The sequence below is a fragment of the Ignavibacteriales bacterium genome, from assembly GCA_026390575.1.
Classification (GTDB): Bacteria; Bacteroidota; Ignavibacteria; order UBA10030; family UBA10030; genus Fen-1298.
The window spans coordinates 164,958-181,938 of record JAPLFR010000015.1 but is presented as its reverse complement, the minus strand read 5'-3'; the positions used below and the strand labels follow the sequence as shown (position 1 = coordinate 181,938).

Annotated in this window: 21 protein-coding genes; 5 read left to right on the top strand and 16 right to left on the bottom strand. The window is 42.2% G+C overall.

The genetic code is table 11. The annotated features are described in order from the left end of the window. The first annotated feature begins 273 nt into the window (after positions 1-273). Positions 274-1,422, top strand: a complete 1,149-nt coding sequence (locus NTX44_12115; protein ID MCX6122345.1) for a T9SS type A sorting domain-containing protein — start codon at positions 274-276, stop codon at positions 1,420-1,422. Between the two features lie 90 nt (positions 1,423-1,512). On the opposite strand, the gene NTX44_12110 is transcribed toward NTX44_12115, so the two are convergent. From NTX44_12110 to NTX44_12100, 3 genes are all read right to left on the bottom strand, one after another. After that, a complete protein-coding gene (locus NTX44_12110; GenBank protein ID MCX6122344.1) occupies positions 1,513-2,385 on the bottom strand; it encodes a cation diffusion facilitator family transporter in 873 nt (290 codons plus the stop codon). Positions 2,386-2,431: 46 nt separating this feature from the next. After that, a complete protein-coding gene (locus NTX44_12105; GenBank protein MCX6122343.1) occupies positions 2,432-4,114 on the bottom strand; it encodes a peptide chain release factor 3 in 1,683 nt (560 codons plus the stop codon). Between the two features lie 138 nt (positions 4,115-4,252). Beyond that, complete coding sequence (locus NTX44_12100) at positions 4,253-4,699, bottom strand: C-GCAxxG-C-C family protein (GenBank protein ID MCX6122342.1); 447 nt, start codon at positions 4,697-4,699, stop codon at positions 4,253-4,255. 368 nt (positions 4,700-5,067) lie between these two features. Between NTX44_12100 and NTX44_12095 the strand changes: the two genes are divergently transcribed. Next, a complete protein-coding gene (locus NTX44_12095) occupies positions 5,068-6,138 on the top strand; it encodes a hypothetical protein (protein MCX6122341.1) in 1,071 nt (356 codons plus the stop codon). A gap of 15 nt (positions 6,139-6,153) precedes the next feature. Then, complete coding sequence (locus tag NTX44_12090; protein MCX6122340.1) at positions 6,154-6,813, top strand: hypothetical protein; 660 nt, start codon at positions 6,154-6,156, stop codon at positions 6,811-6,813. 180 nt (positions 6,814-6,993) lie between these two features. Here the strand turns inward: NTX44_12090 and NTX44_12085 are convergent, their stop codons facing one another. The 12 genes from NTX44_12085 to NTX44_12030 form a co-directional block, all read right to left on the bottom strand. After that, positions 6,994-7,611 carry a hypothetical protein gene (locus NTX44_12085; GenBank protein ID MCX6122339.1) on the bottom strand — a complete coding sequence of 206 codons (618 nt, stop codon included), beginning with the start codon at positions 7,609-7,611 and terminating at the stop codon, positions 6,994-6,996. Positions 7,612-7,629: 18 nt separating this feature from the next. Then, entirely contained in the window at positions 7,630-7,980 is a 351-nt protein-coding gene (locus NTX44_12080; GenBank protein ID MCX6122338.1) for a metalloregulator ArsR/SmtB family transcription factor, read from the bottom strand. 576 nt (positions 7,981-8,556) lie between these two features. Further along, positions 8,557-9,750, bottom strand: a complete 1,194-nt coding sequence (locus NTX44_12075; protein MCX6122337.1) for a YeeE/YedE thiosulfate transporter family protein — start codon at positions 9,748-9,750, stop codon at positions 8,557-8,559. 11 nt (positions 9,751-9,761) lie between these two features. Continuing rightward, positions 9,762-10,274, bottom strand: a complete 513-nt coding sequence (locus NTX44_12070) for a YeeE/YedE thiosulfate transporter family protein (protein MCX6122336.1) — start codon at positions 10,272-10,274, stop codon at positions 9,762-9,764. 13 nt (positions 10,275-10,287) lie between these two features. Further along, positions 10,288-10,929 (bottom strand): cytochrome b/b6 domain-containing protein, encoded by a 642-nt coding sequence (locus tag NTX44_12065; protein ID MCX6122335.1) that lies wholly within the window; start codon positions 10,927-10,929, stop codon positions 10,288-10,290. After that, positions 10,926-12,500 carry a tetrathionate reductase family octaheme c-type cytochrome gene (locus NTX44_12060; protein MCX6122334.1) on the bottom strand — a complete coding sequence of 525 codons (1,575 nt, stop codon included), beginning with the start codon at positions 12,498-12,500 and terminating at the stop codon, positions 10,926-10,928. The genes NTX44_12065 and NTX44_12060 overlap by 4 nt, the downstream gene beginning before the upstream one ends. Before the next feature lie 18 nt (positions 12,501-12,518). Then, positions 12,519-12,983, bottom strand: a complete 465-nt coding sequence (locus NTX44_12055) for a MerR family transcriptional regulator (GenBank protein ID MCX6122333.1) — start codon at positions 12,981-12,983, stop codon at positions 12,519-12,521. Between the two features lie 175 nt (positions 12,984-13,158). After that, complete coding sequence (locus NTX44_12050; protein ID MCX6122332.1) at positions 13,159-13,701, bottom strand: class I SAM-dependent methyltransferase; 543 nt, start codon at positions 13,699-13,701, stop codon at positions 13,159-13,161. A gap of 18 nt (positions 13,702-13,719) precedes the next feature. Continuing rightward, on the bottom strand, positions 13,720-13,974 hold the full coding sequence (locus NTX44_12045) for a hypothetical protein (protein ID MCX6122331.1): 255 nt from the start codon (positions 13,972-13,974) through the stop codon (positions 13,720-13,722). Between the two features lie 7 nt (positions 13,975-13,981). Next, positions 13,982-14,458, bottom strand: coding sequence for a sulfite exporter TauE/SafE family protein (locus NTX44_12040; GenBank protein MCX6122330.1), 477 nt, complete (start codon positions 14,456-14,458; stop codon positions 13,982-13,984). After that, positions 14,431-14,652, bottom strand: a complete 222-nt coding sequence (locus NTX44_12035) for a hypothetical protein (GenBank protein MCX6122329.1) — start codon at positions 14,650-14,652, stop codon at positions 14,431-14,433. The genes NTX44_12040 and NTX44_12035 overlap by 28 nt, the downstream gene beginning before the upstream one ends. 10 nt (positions 14,653-14,662) lie before the next feature. Then, positions 14,663-14,872: a DUF2892 domain-containing protein gene (locus NTX44_12030; protein ID MCX6122328.1), complete on the bottom strand. Its 210-nt coding sequence runs from the start codon at positions 14,870-14,872 to the stop codon at positions 14,663-14,665. A gap of 165 nt (positions 14,873-15,037) precedes the next feature. Between NTX44_12030 and trxA the strand changes: the two genes are divergently transcribed. Further along, positions 15,038-15,418, top strand: coding sequence for a thioredoxin (gene trxA, locus NTX44_12025; protein ID MCX6122327.1), 381 nt, complete (start codon positions 15,038-15,040; stop codon positions 15,416-15,418). Next, a complete protein-coding gene (locus tag NTX44_12020) occupies positions 15,415-15,642 on the top strand; it encodes a DUF6132 family protein (protein ID MCX6122326.1) in 228 nt (75 codons plus the stop codon). The genes trxA and NTX44_12020 overlap by 4 nt, the downstream gene beginning before the upstream one ends. 660 nt (positions 15,643-16,302) lie before the next feature. On the opposite strand, the gene NTX44_12015 is transcribed toward NTX44_12020, so the two are convergent. Further along, entirely contained in the window at positions 16,303-16,923 is a 621-nt protein-coding gene (locus NTX44_12015) for a sigma-70 family RNA polymerase sigma factor (protein MCX6122325.1), read from the bottom strand. Positions 16,924-16,981 lie beyond the last annotated feature (58 nt).

Genomic DNA, 16,981 nt, shown 5'->3' with positions numbered 1-16,981 from the left:
GAAAGACTTTACCTGGAAAGATATGATTCCTGATCTATTAATATCATTGATACCATTCGTTATCGGGATTGTTTTACTGATTTTAAGTTTTGATATTCTTTTGTTGTCTACATTAGTGATGCTCGTATTATTAACGATAACCGGTAACGGTTTCATTCGTGGGACATTGACTTGTAGCTATTGTAAACAGAGAGACATAGGTTGTCTTGCGTATGAATTGTTTAATAAAGGAAAATAATAAAGAGATGGTAGACGGGTGATGAGAAAGGGTAAATGAATAAAATAAAGAATTTGTGGCGCTGGTTTTTTGCATGGATTTTCATGAGCGCCTGCATATCTGGATTGCTCTATGCCCAATCCGTTGATGAGATCTTCAATAAATTCATCAAGAGATATCACACCTATCAGGGCACAACGCTTCCCTATTACATATTCCTGCCGGCAAACTATAATCCCCAAATGCATTATCCCCTTGTTCTGTGCTTGCATGGAAGCGGTGAAATGGGCGACAATTCTTCCGCCGTGAAGAAAAACAGCATGGCAATTGTATGGGCAAGAGATTCAAACCAGACACGCTGGCCCAGTTTCATACTTGTTCCGCAATGCCCGACGAACGGGTGGTGGACAAATTCGAATATCGAGCTGGCTGTTATCGATATTTTGGATTCGCTTCAATTTGAATTCTCTATAGATACAAACCGTTTGTATATCACGGGTCTTTCGATGGGCGGATTCGGAACCTGGGACATGATCGTACGTTATCCAGCTAAGTTTGCTGCTGCTGTTCCTATGAATGGCGGGGGAGATCCATCGAAGGCGTCAGTGATCAAAAATATTCCAATATGGAATTTCCATGGCGCACAAGATGCTACTGTCAGCGTGACGTACTCAAGAGTGATAATTACCGCACTTGAAAATGCCGGCGACACCGTTGTCTATACAAATTGTCATAATGGGGATTGCACAGGTTTGTCCGATAGTACTATTGCCGATAAAATTAAGCACCATGCAAAACTATTATACACGGAATACCAGTATGGCGGTCACGTAATCTGGGATCAAGCATACAATACTGTTTCTCTCTTGCCATGGGTATTTGCGCAATCGAAAGCACAGGCACCAACCGGCACGAAACGAGAGAACTTTAATGTAATTCCAAAGAAACCAAGTTTATTGCAGAATTTTCCAAACCCATTCAATCCATCAACAAATTTCGGATTTCGAATTGCCAATCTCGGATTTGTGAGTCTGAAAGTTTACGATATGCTTGGTAGAGAAGTGGCTACTATCATTGCAGAAGAATTGCCTGTGGAAAATTATTTAAAACAATGGAATGCAGATAATTTTCCAAGCGGCGTTTATTTTTATAAGCTTCAGACTGGCAACTACTCCGATACAAAAAAGCTTGTACTACTGAAATAGAATTCGTGTAAGGCCAATAAGCTGTCTAGTCGAAGGACCTGCAGAGAATGCCGGTAGGCTGGGCTAATAGTGTTGCTTCTTCTAAAAAATCTAAACGCTCGAACCCTGTCCGCAATTTACTGAATCAATCTGAATCGTTGTGTGTTCAATTCCAAATCGTTCTTGAAGCAATTTCTTGATAGCCGATAAACGTTCGGTTGTTGTTCCATCGAAATCTGCACAAACGTGAACGCTGAGTGCAGGATATCCCGAACAGATACTCCAAATATGCAAATCATGGACTTCGCGGACTCCCTCAATTTCACTGATGGCACGAGCGACTTCTGACAGTGAAAGACCTTCCGGAGTTCCCTCAAAAAGAATATGGAGCGAACTTCGTACAACTCGCCACGAACCCATGAAAAGAAATATACAAATCAAAACACTGATGATGGGATCAATGATCATCCAGCCAGTAAAGAGCATAACAATACCGCCGACGATGACGCCAACAGAGGATAAAGCATCTCCAACAACATGAAGAAAAGCACTGTGGACATTGAGGTCGAGTTGATGATGTTCTTTCAGGAGCTGCGCTGTCATAAGATTGGCGATCAATCCAATAACAGCTATCACCAGCATTTCGGCACTATGGACAACCACCGGCGATTTGATTCGCTGCCACGCTTCATAAAAGATCGTGATGGTGACGGCAAATAGTGTTATCCCGTTTGCCAATCCTGCAAACACTTCCAGACGATGCCAACCGAATGTATGCCTGTCGTCAGCAGGGAGAGCGGAGACACGAAGAGCAATATAGCTGAATGCAAGCGCGAAAAAATCGAGGAATACATGAGCAGAATCGCTGAGAAGTGCAAGGCTTCCTGTCCAGAAACCACCCGCAAGTTCAGCAACAAAAATGAATGCCGAAATTCCAAGAGAAAGCACAAAGCGGCGCTGAAGTATTTGAGTAGCGTGATTCATTGGTATTCTATTTCAAACTACTCCTCTGTCATCCGGGCGAGTAACTTTAGTTCTTCCCCCACTGACCGATGCTTTGAACAATATCTCCATTCATTTTAAATTCTGATGTAAGATGAAATTCGATTTCCGGAAACATTTCCTGTGCGGTGTTATAGGACCACGTTCCTTCAGCGAGAAAAACCGGTTGGTCATCCTTATCATAAGCGATATGGTAATTCTGGAGTTCCTGAAAGCGTTCGAGTTGTTCTTTATTAGAAGAGGTGAACCAAAAAGCTTTATAGATATTCATCGATTGCATTTCGCAATCCGCTCCATATTCGTGCAGTAATCTGAATTTTATTACCTCAAACTGCATTTCGCCGACGGTGCCCACGATTTTTACATTCCCTTGCTGTCGAATAAAAAGCTGCGCAACACCTTCATCGGAAAGCTGTCGAATTCCTTTGTCTAATTGTTTCGCTTTGAATGGATTTTTATTGACAAGTTGGCGGAATACCTCCGGTGAAAATCTCGGTATCCCTTTGAAGACGAGCTGCTCGCCCTCTGTTAGTGTATCGCCGATCTTGAAAATACCTGTATCATACAATCCCACGACATCGCCGGGCCACGCTTCATCAATAATACTTTTTTCATTTGCCATAAAACTTGTCGGCGTAGCGAACCGCACTTCCTTTTCCAGCCGTGTATGAAGATAATATTTATTACGCTCAAACGTACCGGAACACACACGGCAAAATGCAATACGATCCCGGTGATGAGGATCGAGGTTGGCGTGAATTTTAAAAATAAATCCGCTGAATGTTGCTTCCGCAGGCTCGATTTTTCTGATGTTCGTTTCCCTCGACTGCGGCGAGGGGGCAATTGTGACAAATGTATCCAGTAATTCTTTCACACCAAAATTATTGATGGCGCTTCCGAAAAAAACCGGGGCAAGATATGCATCACGGTAATGTTTTTCATCGAACGGTTCAAACACTCCTTCAATTATTCCAACTTCCTCACGAAGCTTCGCGGCAGAATCTGCTCCGATCTGTTCATCAAGGAGCGGACTGGCAAGGTCGTCAATAGCGACGATATCATCCGAGATGCGGGTTTTATTGGGAGAGAAAAGCTTCAATTGTTTTTCGAATAAACTGTACACGCCTTGAAAGCGCGCACCCATACCAATAGGCCAGGTGAGCGGCCTTGTATGAATACCGAGCTCGCGCTCCAATTCGTCCAAAAGAGCGAAAGGATCACGTCCTTCTCTGTCCAGTTTATTAATGAACACGATCACCGGTGTGCTTCGCATCCGGCAAACGTTCATGAGTTTTCGCGTTTGCTCTTCTACACCCTTCGCACAGTCAATAACGAGGATAACACTATCCACGGCTGTGAGAGTTCTGTAGGTATCTTCAGCAAAATCTTTATGGCCCGGTGTGTCTAATATATTGACTTTGTATCCGTGATATTCGAAGCCCATCACCGAAGTTGCAACAGAAATACCGCGCTGCTTTTCAATTTCCATGAAGTCGGAAGTGGCGGTCTTTGTAATTTTATTGCTTTTCACCGCGCCTGCAGTGTGGATCGCCCCGCCGAAGAGCAGCAATTTTTCCGTAAGCGTGGTTTTTCCTGCGTCCGGGTGACTGATAATGCCGAATGTGCGGCGTCGTGCGAGTTCGTTATTTTTCATTAATATTGTTTTGGAATTGAAATCTTCGTTTTCTTTTACTACATGAAAAGCGGGCACGGTTATGCCCTGAACAATAGAGGAGGAGCTACGGTGGTGTAAGCTTGCTATGGATCAAAAGTATAATCATCTATTTGTAAGATACGAAAAGTTTAAGAGAGAGCCAAGAAGTCTCTTTCGCCTTCATCTTTCATCGCTTCAATCATTCATCAGTATTGCTTCTGCTAATTCAGATGCATCATGGACATATCGAGCGCATTTGAGATCTCGAAAATTATTTTCTTTAAAGAATTGCTGACCTTCCGGTGTTTGGAGATTACAGCCAAGTAATTCTTTGCAGGAAATGCTTCCATGTTTGGCAATGAATTTTTCCGAGAGTTCTCTCACAAGCTTGTATGTCAAATCATTTGCAGCATTGTCTTCTCTTATGGTTTTGCCATATTTGCAGCCGATGAGTAAAATCGCTCCCGACACGGCTCCGCACACTTCCTGACGACGTCCCATTCCTGCGCCAAATCCGCATGAGATTTTAAGCGCGTTGGTTCGATCAATGCCAAACTCTTCTGCATACGTCGAGAACACTGCTTGTGCACAATTAAATCCATTAATAAAAGTTGCTGCTGCCTGATTTGGTCTTGTGCTCATGGAGATATCCTTTTTTCCATATTCAGAAATTATGAGGGGACAAAAACCTTTTTCTCTCTACAAAATACTTTTTTATGAGCCACCATGCAACATTCATCAAAGAAATGAACACCGGCGCTTCCACCAGCGGACATATGACTGCTGTATGCTTGTATACGATAATCATTACAACTCGTGCCAGCGATGCATATTTGCGGACGTATGAACCACAGTGGACTTGTACTTATTGCCATTATATATTCTCTGATCAAATATCTCATGAAATTCAAGTTGCTTCATATCTAATAAATAATAAAATTGAAAGTATATTGTATTTCCCTTACGTGAGCAGAGTACCCACCATCTCCTTTTCTGAAAGGATGAGCAATATGAAAAAATTCCAAATCGTTTTTCTCTTTCTTTCTTGGTTCTTCGTTGAAACAACTGGTTTTGCCCTTCCGCGATTTACCACAATAACAAACCTCAAATGCGGAAGCTGTCACATCGATCCCAATGGCGGCGGAATGCGCAACTATTACGGCGCAGCAATGTGGGGAAGAGAAACATTGCCGCTTCCAGTATTATCTCAGGACACAACGATGATAGGTTTTACTCCGCGTTTGAACGAATTTGTGAGCATCGGGATGGATATGCAAACGTTGTTTTACTATCAACAACAGCAGAACCGTACTTCATTCTACCAGATGCAGGGAGATATTTATCTCTGTGCCCGTCTCGCAAACAAACTTCTTCTTTACTTCAATAAAGGCCTGTACGGGTTTGATGTATTCGGTATCGCTTATGTTCTTCCGGCAAATGGATATATAAAAGTTGGCAGGTTCACGCCGGCGTACGGAACGAGAATAGATGACCACACAACCTTCATTCGCACAAAAACAGTATTTCCCTATTATCGCAGGGAAGATACCGGAATCGAACTAGGTATCTCGCCAAATACTTTTACCTGGAATGTAGGTATATTCAACGGTGAAGATGGAGCCGATCCTTCTAATGGAAACATCAGATTGATTACAAGCAGGGCAGAAGCTTTAATTCGATTGGATAATCTGAATATTTCTTTTGGCGGATCTACCTGGTTCAACAAAGGCATCGCTGGCAACCTCACAATGTATGGCGGATTTGCAGGTTTGGGCTATAAGGATATCACAGTCCATCTAGAGGCGGATCTCAAAAAAGACAAAGCGACTCGTGGAACAAATGAATTTATTTCTTATCTCGAAGTGAATTATTTAGTTATAGACGGTCTTGATTTAAAATTTATTTATGACTTCTATGATCCCGATGTAGACGTTCTGACCGGAAGCGAATCGAGATACAGCATTGGTGCGGAGTTTTTCCCGCTCCCCGGTATAGAAGTACGTCCGATGTATCGATTTCATTCAACACTGGGCGATGTGCAACAAAACGAGTTTGATTTCCTGGTTCATCTCTTTATTTAACATTGCGAGGCATCTATGAATTCCAAAAAAATATTCTTTGCTGTTCTTTTCATGACAATCATTCTTGTTGTTTTGTATAGCTGCAAAGATATGGGGACTGCACCCTCTGCGCAAACAGGATTATCTGCGAGCAGTACCAACGTCACTGTCAATAAGGGAGCTTCTGCTCAAATTACCTTATCAGGAGGAATAATACCATATTCAATTAAAAGACTACCTCATACTGCCCAAGCAACAGTTTCGCTGGCTTCATCAGTGCTGACAATCTTCGGCATCGATACAGGCAGTACAAGCACCGTGGTGGCAGATAGTAAAACACCTGTTGCTGACAGTTTAGAAATTTTGATTTCGGTTCTTGGAACCTCTGCAGCCGTTTCGTTTTCTAATAAAATCCAGCCGATCTTTAACAGCCAGTGCAGTGGAGGTTGTCATGGCAGCAATGGCGGATTATCGCTCGCCGCAGGTACAAGCTATTCTCATCTGGTTAACGTACAAGCGCAATCAAGTTGTACGTCCTTGAAACGTGTTCTCCCGAATGAGGCAGCAAATAGTGTGCTCTATAAAAAAGTGTCCGGGACTACCTGTGGAGCTCAGATGCCGCAGGGCAGCATTCTTACTGCAGGCGACATTGCATTAATCCAGGATTGGATTAATCAAGGGGCAACCAACAACTGATACCTATCTCTATTAAATAAACAGCCTAAAGCAAATAATTACTTCAAAGAAATAATTATTTTGTATCGAGAACGGAAAAATAACAGAAAATAAATCCTCGATATTTTAATAGACACCGAGGATCATTGGGCTAACGAATATATTCAAACCTTTTTTAAGGACGATGGGAATCAACGTATATTAATCAACCTTTTGAGCCTTCAAATTTATTTTCCCTTTGTTTGCAAGTCTTGTGAGAAAATAGGTAATACTCTCGCGTGAGAGTTTGAAGTGCTCGGCAATCTTTTCTATCTCATTAATTTTAGTTTCTTGAACGTAATTCAATAGTTCTTCTTCAATCTGAGCAGCCCATTCCTCGAAAAGTTGACGTACTTCAGGAGTTGCAAATGTAGCCAATTCACTCGTTTTACTCATGGATGCCATCATCTTCTTGCACATGTCCCAAGGCATTTCCATCTGTCCTTCTGAACCATCGCTATTTTCCTTTGCAGACTTCATCATCCCCATCTGACCCTTGCCGCCCATCATCATACTCATCATGTTCATCATAGGCGAACCAGTTCCGCCTCCCATCATCGCACCCATCATTTTCGGCATCATGGTTTGCATCATCGCTTGTTTCTCTTCGCCTGTCATCGTTCCCATAAATTTCTCCATCATGTCTCCCATCATCTTTTGCTTGTCTTCAGGCTTTATATCTGCAAAGAATTTGTTCATCATTTGATCCATCATGACACTTTTTTCTTCTGATGTCATATTCCCCATCATGAAGTCCGCCATTTTATCCTTGATACCCATCGTCGACTCCTCCTATGATTATTTATTGTTAAAGAATTTCATCCATTGTTCCCGGCACGTAAACATAGTTTCTCTACCTCGTGTTTTGTTGACGGAGTTGATGAGCAGTTCCGAGAAAATGCCGAGAGCATCGAGCATGCGCACATCCGATAATTCGTAATAGATAAACGGCCCTTCCCGTTTTGTCTTCAGAATATTCTGTTCTCTGAGCACTCGAAGATGGTGCGATGCGAGCGGCTGAGAAAGCCCTGACATTCCAACGATCTCTGAAACAGACCGTCGTTGGTCACCGATGATCCGAATAATCTTCAGCCTGTTTGCATCACCGAGGGTTTGAAAAAGATTTTGTAGTTTTATGCTGTCATCCATATCAATGTATACTTATATAAACGTGTGTTTATATTATAATGAGATAATATTGCTTTGTCAAGTTTTTTCTATTTCAATGTATAACCAGGTAAATTACGAGGTTGATTTAAGAAACGGGCTTCTGATAGAATTTCACTGCTGATCGATTCTTTCTCTTTACAATTCGCTATACGGTTTTATCACTTCTGAAGTATCTCTTCTTTAACCATAAAGAAACATGTACCAAACTGATAAGAACGGGAACTTCGACTAACGGACCTATGACGGTTGCAAACGCGACTTCGAATTGATACCGAAAACTGCGATTGAGACTGCTAACGCCTCATCAGTGAGATTATTCACCAATGACGGGGATACATTTTGGAGGATTTGAAAGCAGGAACAAGCAGGCAGATTTGCCTGCTTGATTTTTAGGAAAAGTGATTGAAGAAATTTTATATACGAAAGTGAACTATGCTAATAAAAAAATCTCGATGTGTTATTGAACAACGAGATTGTGATAAGAATGATCGAATTATGAAAAATATTATTCGGCTGCGAAACTCAAACCGATAGATACTAGACGCAAGCTTTTGATCAACATCCACCCTGAATCTTCTTTTGCACCTTTGCAGCTTTAGGCTGCCTATTCTTCGCATCGGCGATCATCTGGGAAATTGTTGTAGATGCGTTTGCACGAAATGTATTCACATCTGCATCCCATCGACTGCCCGTGGATTCCAATTTTGGAATGAGGATGGTCTTCTGAAAATTTTCCAAACCACCTTGTAGCATAGCGATATTTTCATATCCCAATTCCTGTAAGAGCAATGCCGCAGTCCGGCTATCATTTTCATTTTGTCCAATGACTACTTTGACTATGCGCCGATCAGAAAGAATCGGTGTCAATTCTTTTCCAAACAGGTCTTTTATCTGCACATTGATCGAGCCAGGTAATGCGAGTGCGGCAAATTGTTCAGACAGACGCGTATCCACAACCTGTACGCTGCTTTCCCTGTCGATGATGCGATATGCAAGCTCGTCAGGTGACATGATTTTCACGCTATGTGTTATAGTATATGATGCACTCTGCACTTTTTCTGTCAAATGTGCTTGGCGGGATGGCAGAAACAAAAACACAACACCTAGCAGTATAATGCCAGTACCAGCAATTTTGTGCTTTAATGGTTTGAATTCCAAGGATGGTGCAGAAGATTTATTCGCTCTTTTTTCTATCACCGTCGTTATTGTGAAAGCAGTGACTGCGACGGTAATAAGGATGAATGCAAACAACCCTTGCGAGATACCGAGCGAATCAAATACTGTGATCGGTCCCAGTGCTGTCGATTCATAAAAAGTATGATACAACGGATAGAGTTCACCGAATGCAAAGACGCCCAAAATTCCTCCACCGACAAAGAACATGGCATCGATCTTTCCAATTGCAGCAGCGCAAATCGATGTTCCAGGGCAGTATCCGCCTATGATGAATCCGAATCCCATAATCACTCCGCCAACAATTGCAGGCATCAACCATGTCGGATTCATGTAGATCGATTGAAGGTCGAGGTAACCGAAATACGCCAGCAGTAAGATGCCGCTCATCGCTGTGAGGGCCGCTGTAAAGAACACACGCAGTACAGTGAAGTCATAACCATAGAAAACTCCCGCAAGTTTACGTGAAGAAGAAAAACCGGCTTGCTCCAATACAAAACCGAAACCAATGCCAATGAGCAAGGCAACAATCAAATTTAATTGATCAGAAATAAGTTCAGGTACGAATGGTCCCATGGTCGTTTCTCCTATAGCCACAGCTTACGGAAGAAATAGGCAATCATATATCCGGATCCAAAAATTGCCGTCATGGTAATGAAGCCGGCTGTCGAAAGTACCGCCATACCGGTGAGTGCAGCACCGCTGGTGCATCCACGAGCAAATTGAGCGCCGATTCCAAATAATGCTCCGCCAATTGCTGCAAATATCCAACGCGATATATTCCTAGTGTGCGGACCGCTTTCACTCACGAATTTCAATCTGCCTGAAATCAAACCGGAGAGAAAGCCGCCGATGAGCACTCCGGCTACTTCAAACACCAGCCACGATTTCAATGGACTGTCTTTTCCTGCGCCGACATACGATCCATAAAATGCTGATTGTTCCGCATGTGCAGGAGCAACACCATCAACTGTTGCAACGACAATGCTTTTGATGGCACCGCTGGCACCAAGGCCGCGACCTGTTATAAAAATTGCTGCCAGCAACACAAGTCCTAAAAAGAAACCGGCAAGATACGGATTCATATACTTTGTTTTCATAATCATCTCCTCGTCAATTTTTCTTCGTTTTATCAGATGATGTGTGTTCATGGTCAGGCAATTCCTCGTATCCTGTGAGCATCGCTTTCAGATTGGAAGTGATGGTATGTCCAGTGGTAATAAGGTAGAGATGTGCAATGAAGAAACATACCAAGAAAAATGCACCAAGCGTATGCAAGGTTGCCACCACTTTTAATCCGGCGATATTGAGGCTAATTACTTCGTATCGCTGCGGATATCTGTAAAACATATACACGAGACCGCTGAAAACCATCAATGGTATCACGATCACTTTCAACCCGGCATAGACAATCTTTTGAAGAGGATTCAATTTGCTCAGTACCGTTTTCTTTGTAGGGTGCGGTGCATTACGAAATATTCCAAGAATGTAATACTCCATCTGTGCACGAAGGTATTTTCGTGTAGGCAAGTATTGGCGCCATTCACCCGTCGTGACGTGCCAGAAAATAGCAAAGACAATTAAAACCAGAAATGCTATTGCAGCACTGTTATGGAGTTTTACGGCTTGCTCGAATCCGAAAAAATGAATACTGCCATGAATTTCAAATCCCGTGAACCCGAGAAAGATAATCAATAGTGCCTGCATCCAGTGCCAGAAGCGTTCGAAGGATTTATAGACATATTCACGTTTCATGTATTTTTCTCCTTCTGCTTTCGCGATGCTGCTATGCGCACACCGCCATGAATCAGCACACCAGCAAGTGTGATCAGAATTAATCCAGTTCCAAGATATTCTACCCAGGAAATATAATCTCTTCCAGGGATGTAGAATCCGGTAAGAGAAGCGATTCGCCCATTATTGCGTGTGTGGCATTCTGCACACGGCACGGTTTTGATTTTCGGTGAAATCATATGATTCACCGGCCAAGTCATTTCAGTTTCTATAAAACCGTACTTACCGCTATAGGGAAGGTTAATTAATTTCATTCCTTCTTCAGATGCCCTGTTCCAATCGAACTCTTTCCAGTATCCACCATCCCCTTTTTTTGTTGAAAAGGTTTTCGGCTGAATAAGGTATTTGTTCTGCAGGTCATAAATTTGTTTCGCACGATGTATTTTCACCGGAACAATCTTTGAATCAGGATCATCATAGCTCCCATATAACGTATTGAGTTTTACCGGTGCCGAAGGGTTTATCGTATCACCAACCAAATAGTGCGATGCGGTTCCGTTGAACCAGATATATTCCGGTTTCAGATTCTTGCCCCAAACAAATGACCCTTTGATGGACATATACACATCGACGCCGTTAGAATCAGTTTCTTCGTACGGCTTTCCGTCCTTTAATTTTCCCGCTGTTGACCAATCCCAATGCAATTTAGTTGGATTGACCTTAGCGTATTCAGGAATATGACAGGCCTGGCAGGCCACTTTTAACGTATGCTTATTCAGAACATCATCTGCATGCGGAAGGGTTGTATGGCATTGCTCGCATTCGACGCGGTTGCGGTTCATGGAAGAAACGGAATACATCTTGCCGAGCATCTGATGTTTGCGTGCGGTATGGCAATCCACGCACTGCATATCTTCTCCGTCCGACGCCATATGCACATCGACATCGCGCGAGGGATCGAAGAGCGCGTTTTCAAGGTCGCCGTGCTTCACATTATTTCCACCGCCGCCGAAGAAATGGCATGTTCCGCAATTCGCGCGCATCGGTTTTCCGACATGCTGAGCGACATTTGCTAAATTCACCGAAGCGTCGGGCATGCCGGCTCCGCCAACTGCTTTTATGTATTTGTTGCTATTATCATGGCATGCAAGGCAGTCAACATTCAGCGGATTCTTAAAATCAAATTTCTCATCTCCCCAGCCGTATCCAATATGACATTTGTTGCAGCTTTGTTCATTGCCGGAAATGCCGATACAAAAATTGTTCAGAATATTTTTCTTGCCGAGCGTTCGTATTCCTTTTCCTTCCACATACTCCTGTCGTTCCCAATTCCAATGACTGGATTGCATCACTTCTTTGTGGCGTTCGTTATGGCAAGCAATGCATGCAAAAGTGACTTCCTGCGGTTTGGAAAAATGTTTTTTGAGCTGCGAAAATTGTGTGTGGTCGACAGAGGGTGTTTCTTTCTGACGGTATTTCTTGCGCAAGGTCGTAAGCGGTGTTGTTGGTGTGCCATGATCAGATAGAGTCAACATGACAGTCAACGAAAACACAAGAACACCAAGCCCGACGCTGATAATCGTTTTATTCATGTGAATGGATTCCTTGTTTTAAGAGGAAGAATCTTTTCGCTCAGAGACACTGAGTGATCGTTGAATCAGTTTCTTTATATTCCCGCAATCAGATGAAAGTTGATACACTTTACATAACCGGCATTCGCGTGTTGCACAATCGGTGTTCTTTTGTTCGAAGGTCCAGCACCCGGCATTGTGTGAGCCGTATGCAAGGCAGTCATTTCGTTTTTCCGGAGGACAACTCACCATTTCCCAGCAAGGTATCAGAGAATGAATCTTACGAATACCTTCCATACTGATCTTCTGTTCGTTGATGGCGTTGCGAATACATCGAATACGTTCTATATCATCTTCCGTGTAGATACGCTGATTGCCAGCACTTTTTTGAATGAGCATTAATCCGCGTTCTTCATAAAGCCGGAGTATTTGGGCTGACACCCCAAGCAATTTGGCAACTTTACCAATAGAATAGACTGTCGATTCTTTTGTCTCGGTTTTCATAGTTACATTTATAATTAGCAACTATTGTACCGTGTAAAAACCTCGAAAAAAGAGAATTATTAGCAAATCGCATTAAATTTTATGCAGATATTGAAATCCGTTTAGAGCGTATTGTCAAAAAATGGAAAGATGTAGGTTGGGTGAGTTAACGCATGATTTTACCAGCGTTAGGCAATCAGATGATTAATCTAAACAACACCATATGCAGTAACTGAATTGTTTCCACAGAAGAGAAGCCCGCTTGTTTTACAGCTGTAAGAATTTCTTCTGATTTAAGACGGTGTTCTAAGGGTGGGCCACTTTCTTCCTGTTTGTATGGCCATTCAAGGACGCAGACTTTTTGCTTTGCTACACGTTTGGATTCGGAAAGTGCTTTAACAATATTGTCCGATTCGTGCAGGACATGGCCCAAGAAAACGAGATCGACTGATTTGTCTTTAAATGGTATTTCCTCAATTGTACCTTGTTGAAATTTTCCGGCAGGGACAAAGTCCTTTGCTGCCTTTAACATTTCTGGATTCGGATCAATCCCTGTTACATTCATTCCTCTTTTTGAAAATGCTTCTGCAAATATTCCGCTTCCTGTTCCCACATCCAACACATTTGTCGCTTGAATTCCTTCAAGACACAGGTCGACAACCCGTTCTACTTCGAGGAGTGCAAGGCGTTGCGGGGTTCGAAGGCGTTCTATTTCTCCATGAAATCTGCGTTCGTGCATATCGTCTCTCGAATAAAATTATTTCTTACTCCAATAGTGCGTTACTTTAGCTTGCATGTATTGCGCAAGTGCCAAACGGACAATGCTGCTTGTACATTCACTTTCAAATTTATTATATGCTTTGCTTGCAATCTGTTCCGCTTCTACTTTGGATCGAGCATCGCGTATGCTCTTTTCAATGCTAGAGCAATGTTTCGTAATGAGTTCAGATTGTCGTATCTGATTGAGGTGCAGAAATTGTTGCTCGTTGATGAGCTCTTCATTCTGTATCATTTTTCAATTACTTTCCAAAAATCATCTTCAGTCCAACAGCTACAAGAAATACACCAAATATTTTTCCGAGCATATCGTTTGATATTCCTATCGCATAGCGCGCACCGAGTAAGCTGCCGACAATAAAGCCAGCTGCGATAAATGCTGCTACCTTTAAATCCACAAAACCGTGTTGATAATATGTCCATGCTGCAAGAAGACCAATTGGAGGAACGAGAAGTGCAAGTGTCGTTCCCTGTGCCTGCTGTTGTGAAAAACCAAAAAGAAATACAAGTGCGGGAACAAACAAAATGCCGCCGCCTATCCCTACAAGTCCGCTAAGAATGCCAGCGGCTAAACCTAAAAGCAGATATGAAATTATATTTCCCATAGTTATGGAGTCCTTTTTATCGCTGGTGAATATTCCCTTGTCAATTAACAAGAGAAAAGTGATAAAAACAAGAACCGTCCAATACGTTAGATAACTTGAGACTGTCTCTTTGATTTCATCCTGTTAAGATGATATTGAACAGAAAGAATCAAAGGACACTGCCTGCCGAAATCTGTGAGGCCAAGAAAGAGTGCAGCACCTGAACCGATCAATAAAAAATAATTCCTGGGGATTCCCAGAAGAAAGAGAACGATCCCAAGGAAACCAATTCCCTTCAACACATTTCTGACAATGATTCGTTGCTGCACTTGGTTTCCTTTAAGCATCTTTCTTTTTTATTGTCGAAAGCTTCAACGGCAGATACAACGGGCAGAACCCGATTGCACTTGTCAATAGAAATATGACTGCAAGGATACCAAAAATTATGGCTAGTGTACCACTGATTTGACCTGTAAAGTACAGAACCGCTATAACTGCAGCAACAAGAATACGAACACCTTTGTCGATGGAACCCATATTTCGTTTCATGATATTGCTCCTTTATGTATGTAAACGGTTTATAGATAGGATGCCGGCAGACTGGAAAGGATTCGTGTATTAAAAATTTTTTCTAAGAAAGATGAATCGTTTTCATTTCACCATCATCTTATCTGTAACAAAGATAATGTAATAAATTAACAAAGGAGAACAACCATGTCAGAACATCTCAACAAAGAAACCTTCCGCGATAAAGTCTTTAATTTTGAAAAGAATAAAGAGTGGAAATATGAGGGGAATCTTCCAGCACTCGTGGACTTTTGGGCGCCGTGGTGCGGGCCGTGCCGTATGGTAGGTCCGGTCATTGATGAACTTTCCAAAGAATATGCCGGGAAGGTAAATTTCTATAAAGTGAATACGGAAGAAGAGCAAGAGCTTGCAGGCATGTTCGGTATTCAAAGTATTCCCTCGCTGCTCTTTATTCCGCTCAATGGAGAGCCGAAGATGGCGTTGGGTGCCTTGCCGAAAAACGAATTGAAAAGAATTATTGACAGTGATTTGATAATATCCAACCAAGAAGCAGCGGTAGTTCAATGAAATCACTCATTCTTCGGCTGAAAGAATACTTGGCAGGATCAATCTGGCGAAAGCGGATACTGTTTTCTCTTATCGGGGCTTTAGGAGGATACGCATACTATTACTATATCGGATGCAGTACCGGCACATGTCCAATCACACGCAATCCCTGGATAAGCACTGCATATGGCGCAGGTATGGGACTTATCTTGACAATTGGGGAACGTAAGAAACAGCAGTTGTGATTTGACAACAATGCTTTGTCGCATTTGCTATCGCGGTTGTCCTTCCACTGCCTTGACGTTGTAAATAAGAACCGCTTTTAATTTTGTTGGACAGCTTGCATGGGACAATAACTGACACAATCCATACATTCAGCACATTTGCTTTCATCAATAACAGGCAAGCCTTTACCTTCTTGAGATATTGCTTCCATGGGACAAATGTTCAAGATAGGACAACGATGGTTCTGCGGACATACATAAGAATTTATTGTAAGTGCCATAATATAATTTTCAATATTGGAGAATCCATAGTTCTAATTCAAGTGTTCAGTAATAGGATGCAGAGTTGGGCGAAAAGGGTTCATCTAAAAGAAAAAGAATTATGAGAAGTAGAAATTGAGCGGAATGCTGCAACTACAGCAGGTAATTATTTCTTCGCTATCATCAATGACAAACCAGCCATTAACTTCTTGTGGGATTGTTCTGAAATGCCAGGAACAGGGCAATTTCGATAAAGAAATACGGTTTTTTTAAGTGACTCTAATTGCGACGTGCATTTTGGACAGGTTTGAAGATGCTTTCTGATTGCGCGGCATTTTCTGGAATTCAGATGTTCGTCCAGATTCTCGCAGACATATTTTGCCACTTCGCTACAATGTAGTTTGTTTACAGTTTTCGTTTTCATACTTCCATATACTCCTGTAATTGCTCGCGTAAGAACACGCGTGCACGACGAAGCCTGGATTTTATTGCCGGAATAGAAACCTTGAGAATTTTGGCAGCTTCTTCCGAAGATCGTCCTTCAACATCGCGCAAAATGAAAACAATCCGCTGTTCCATTGGTAATTTCAGAATAGCAGTGTCGAGAAGCTCACGGAGTTCCTTGTTCACCACTTCATCCTGCGGCGTCTGTGTTAACGAAACAAGTGTCTGAAGCGGTGCTCCATCGCCTTGAAGTTCTGAATCTTCCTGTGCGTTCTCTGGAGATTCAATTGAAACAGATGATTTGTCCAGCTTAGTTTTTCTTCTCTTCATCAGACAATTATTCGTAACGATCTGATAAAGCCACGTACTGAACTTCGCCTTTCCATTGAACTGATCAAGTTTCCGATAAACATTCACAAATGTATCTTGAAGAGTCTCTTCAGCCTTTTCTTCATTGCGACACACTTTGTAGGCAAAGCTATAGACAGTTGATTCGTATTTCTTTACCAGCAATGAAAACGCGCGTTGATCTCCATTTTGCGCTTTCTGAACCAGTTCCGATTCGTTATCAACATTCTGAATTTGTTCTATTTTCATATACTTAAAAGATATGGAAATATCGAGTACTATACTACTCCCCGTCATTGATCCAGAT

Excerpts from the sequence above, each read along its gene's own strand:
- NTX44_12115 (MCX6122345.1), top strand. The coding sequence starts at position 274 with ATGAATAAAATAAAGAATTTGTGGCGCTGGTTTTTTGCATGGATTTTC.
- NTX44_12110 (MCX6122344.1), bottom strand. The coding sequence starts at position 2,385 with ATGAATCACGCTACTCAAATACTTCAGCGCCGCTTTGTGCTTTCTCTT.
- NTX44_12100 (MCX6122342.1), bottom strand. The coding sequence starts at position 4,699 with ATGAGCACAAGACCAAATCAGGCAGCAGCAACTTTTATTAATGGATTT.
- NTX44_12095 (MCX6122341.1), top strand. The coding sequence starts at position 5,068 with ATGAAAAAATTCCAAATCGTTTTTCTCTTTCTTTCTTGGTTCTTCGTT.
- NTX44_12090 (MCX6122340.1), top strand. The coding sequence starts at position 6,154 with ATGAATTCCAAAAAAATATTCTTTGCTGTTCTTTTCATGACAATCATT.
- NTX44_12085 (MCX6122339.1), bottom strand. The coding sequence starts at position 7,611 with ATGGGTATCAAGGATAAAATGGCGGACTTCATGATGGGGAATATGACA.
- NTX44_12080 (MCX6122338.1), bottom strand. The coding sequence starts at position 7,980 with ATGGATGACAGCATAAAACTACAAAATCTTTTTCAAACCCTCGGTGAT.
- NTX44_12075 (MCX6122337.1), bottom strand. The coding sequence starts at position 9,750 with ATGGGACCATTCGTACCTGAACTTATTTCTGATCAATTAAATTTGATT.
- NTX44_12070 (MCX6122336.1), bottom strand. The coding sequence starts at position 10,274 with ATGAAAACAAAGTATATGAATCCGTATCTTGCCGGTTTCTTTTTAGGA.
- NTX44_12065 (MCX6122335.1), bottom strand. The coding sequence starts at position 10,929 with ATGAAACGTGAATATGTCTATAAATCCTTCGAACGCTTCTGGCACTGG.
- NTX44_12060 (MCX6122334.1), bottom strand. The coding sequence starts at position 12,500 with ATGAATAAAACGATTATCAGCGTCGGGCTTGGTGTTCTTGTGTTTTCG.
- NTX44_12055 (MCX6122333.1), bottom strand. The coding sequence starts at position 12,983 with ATGAAAACCGAGACAAAAGAATCGACAGTCTATTCTATTGGTAAAGTT.
- NTX44_12050 (MCX6122332.1), bottom strand. The coding sequence starts at position 13,701 with ATGCACGAACGCAGATTTCATGGAGAAATAGAACGCCTTCGAACCCCG.
- NTX44_12045 (MCX6122331.1), bottom strand. The coding sequence starts at position 13,974 with ATGATACAGAATGAAGAGCTCATCAACGAGCAACAATTTCTGCACCTC.
- NTX44_12030 (MCX6122328.1), bottom strand. The coding sequence starts at position 14,872 with ATGAAACGAAATATGGGTTCCATCGACAAAGGTGTTCGTATTCTTGTT.
- trxA (MCX6122327.1), top strand. The coding sequence starts at position 15,038 with ATGTCAGAACATCTCAACAAAGAAACCTTCCGCGATAAAGTCTTTAAT.
- NTX44_12020 (MCX6122326.1), top strand. The coding sequence starts at position 15,415 with ATGAAATCACTCATTCTTCGGCTGAAAGAATACTTGGCAGGATCAATC.
- NTX44_12015 (MCX6122325.1), bottom strand. The coding sequence starts at position 16,923 with ATGAAAATAGAACAAATTCAGAATGTTGATAACGAATCGGAACTGGTT.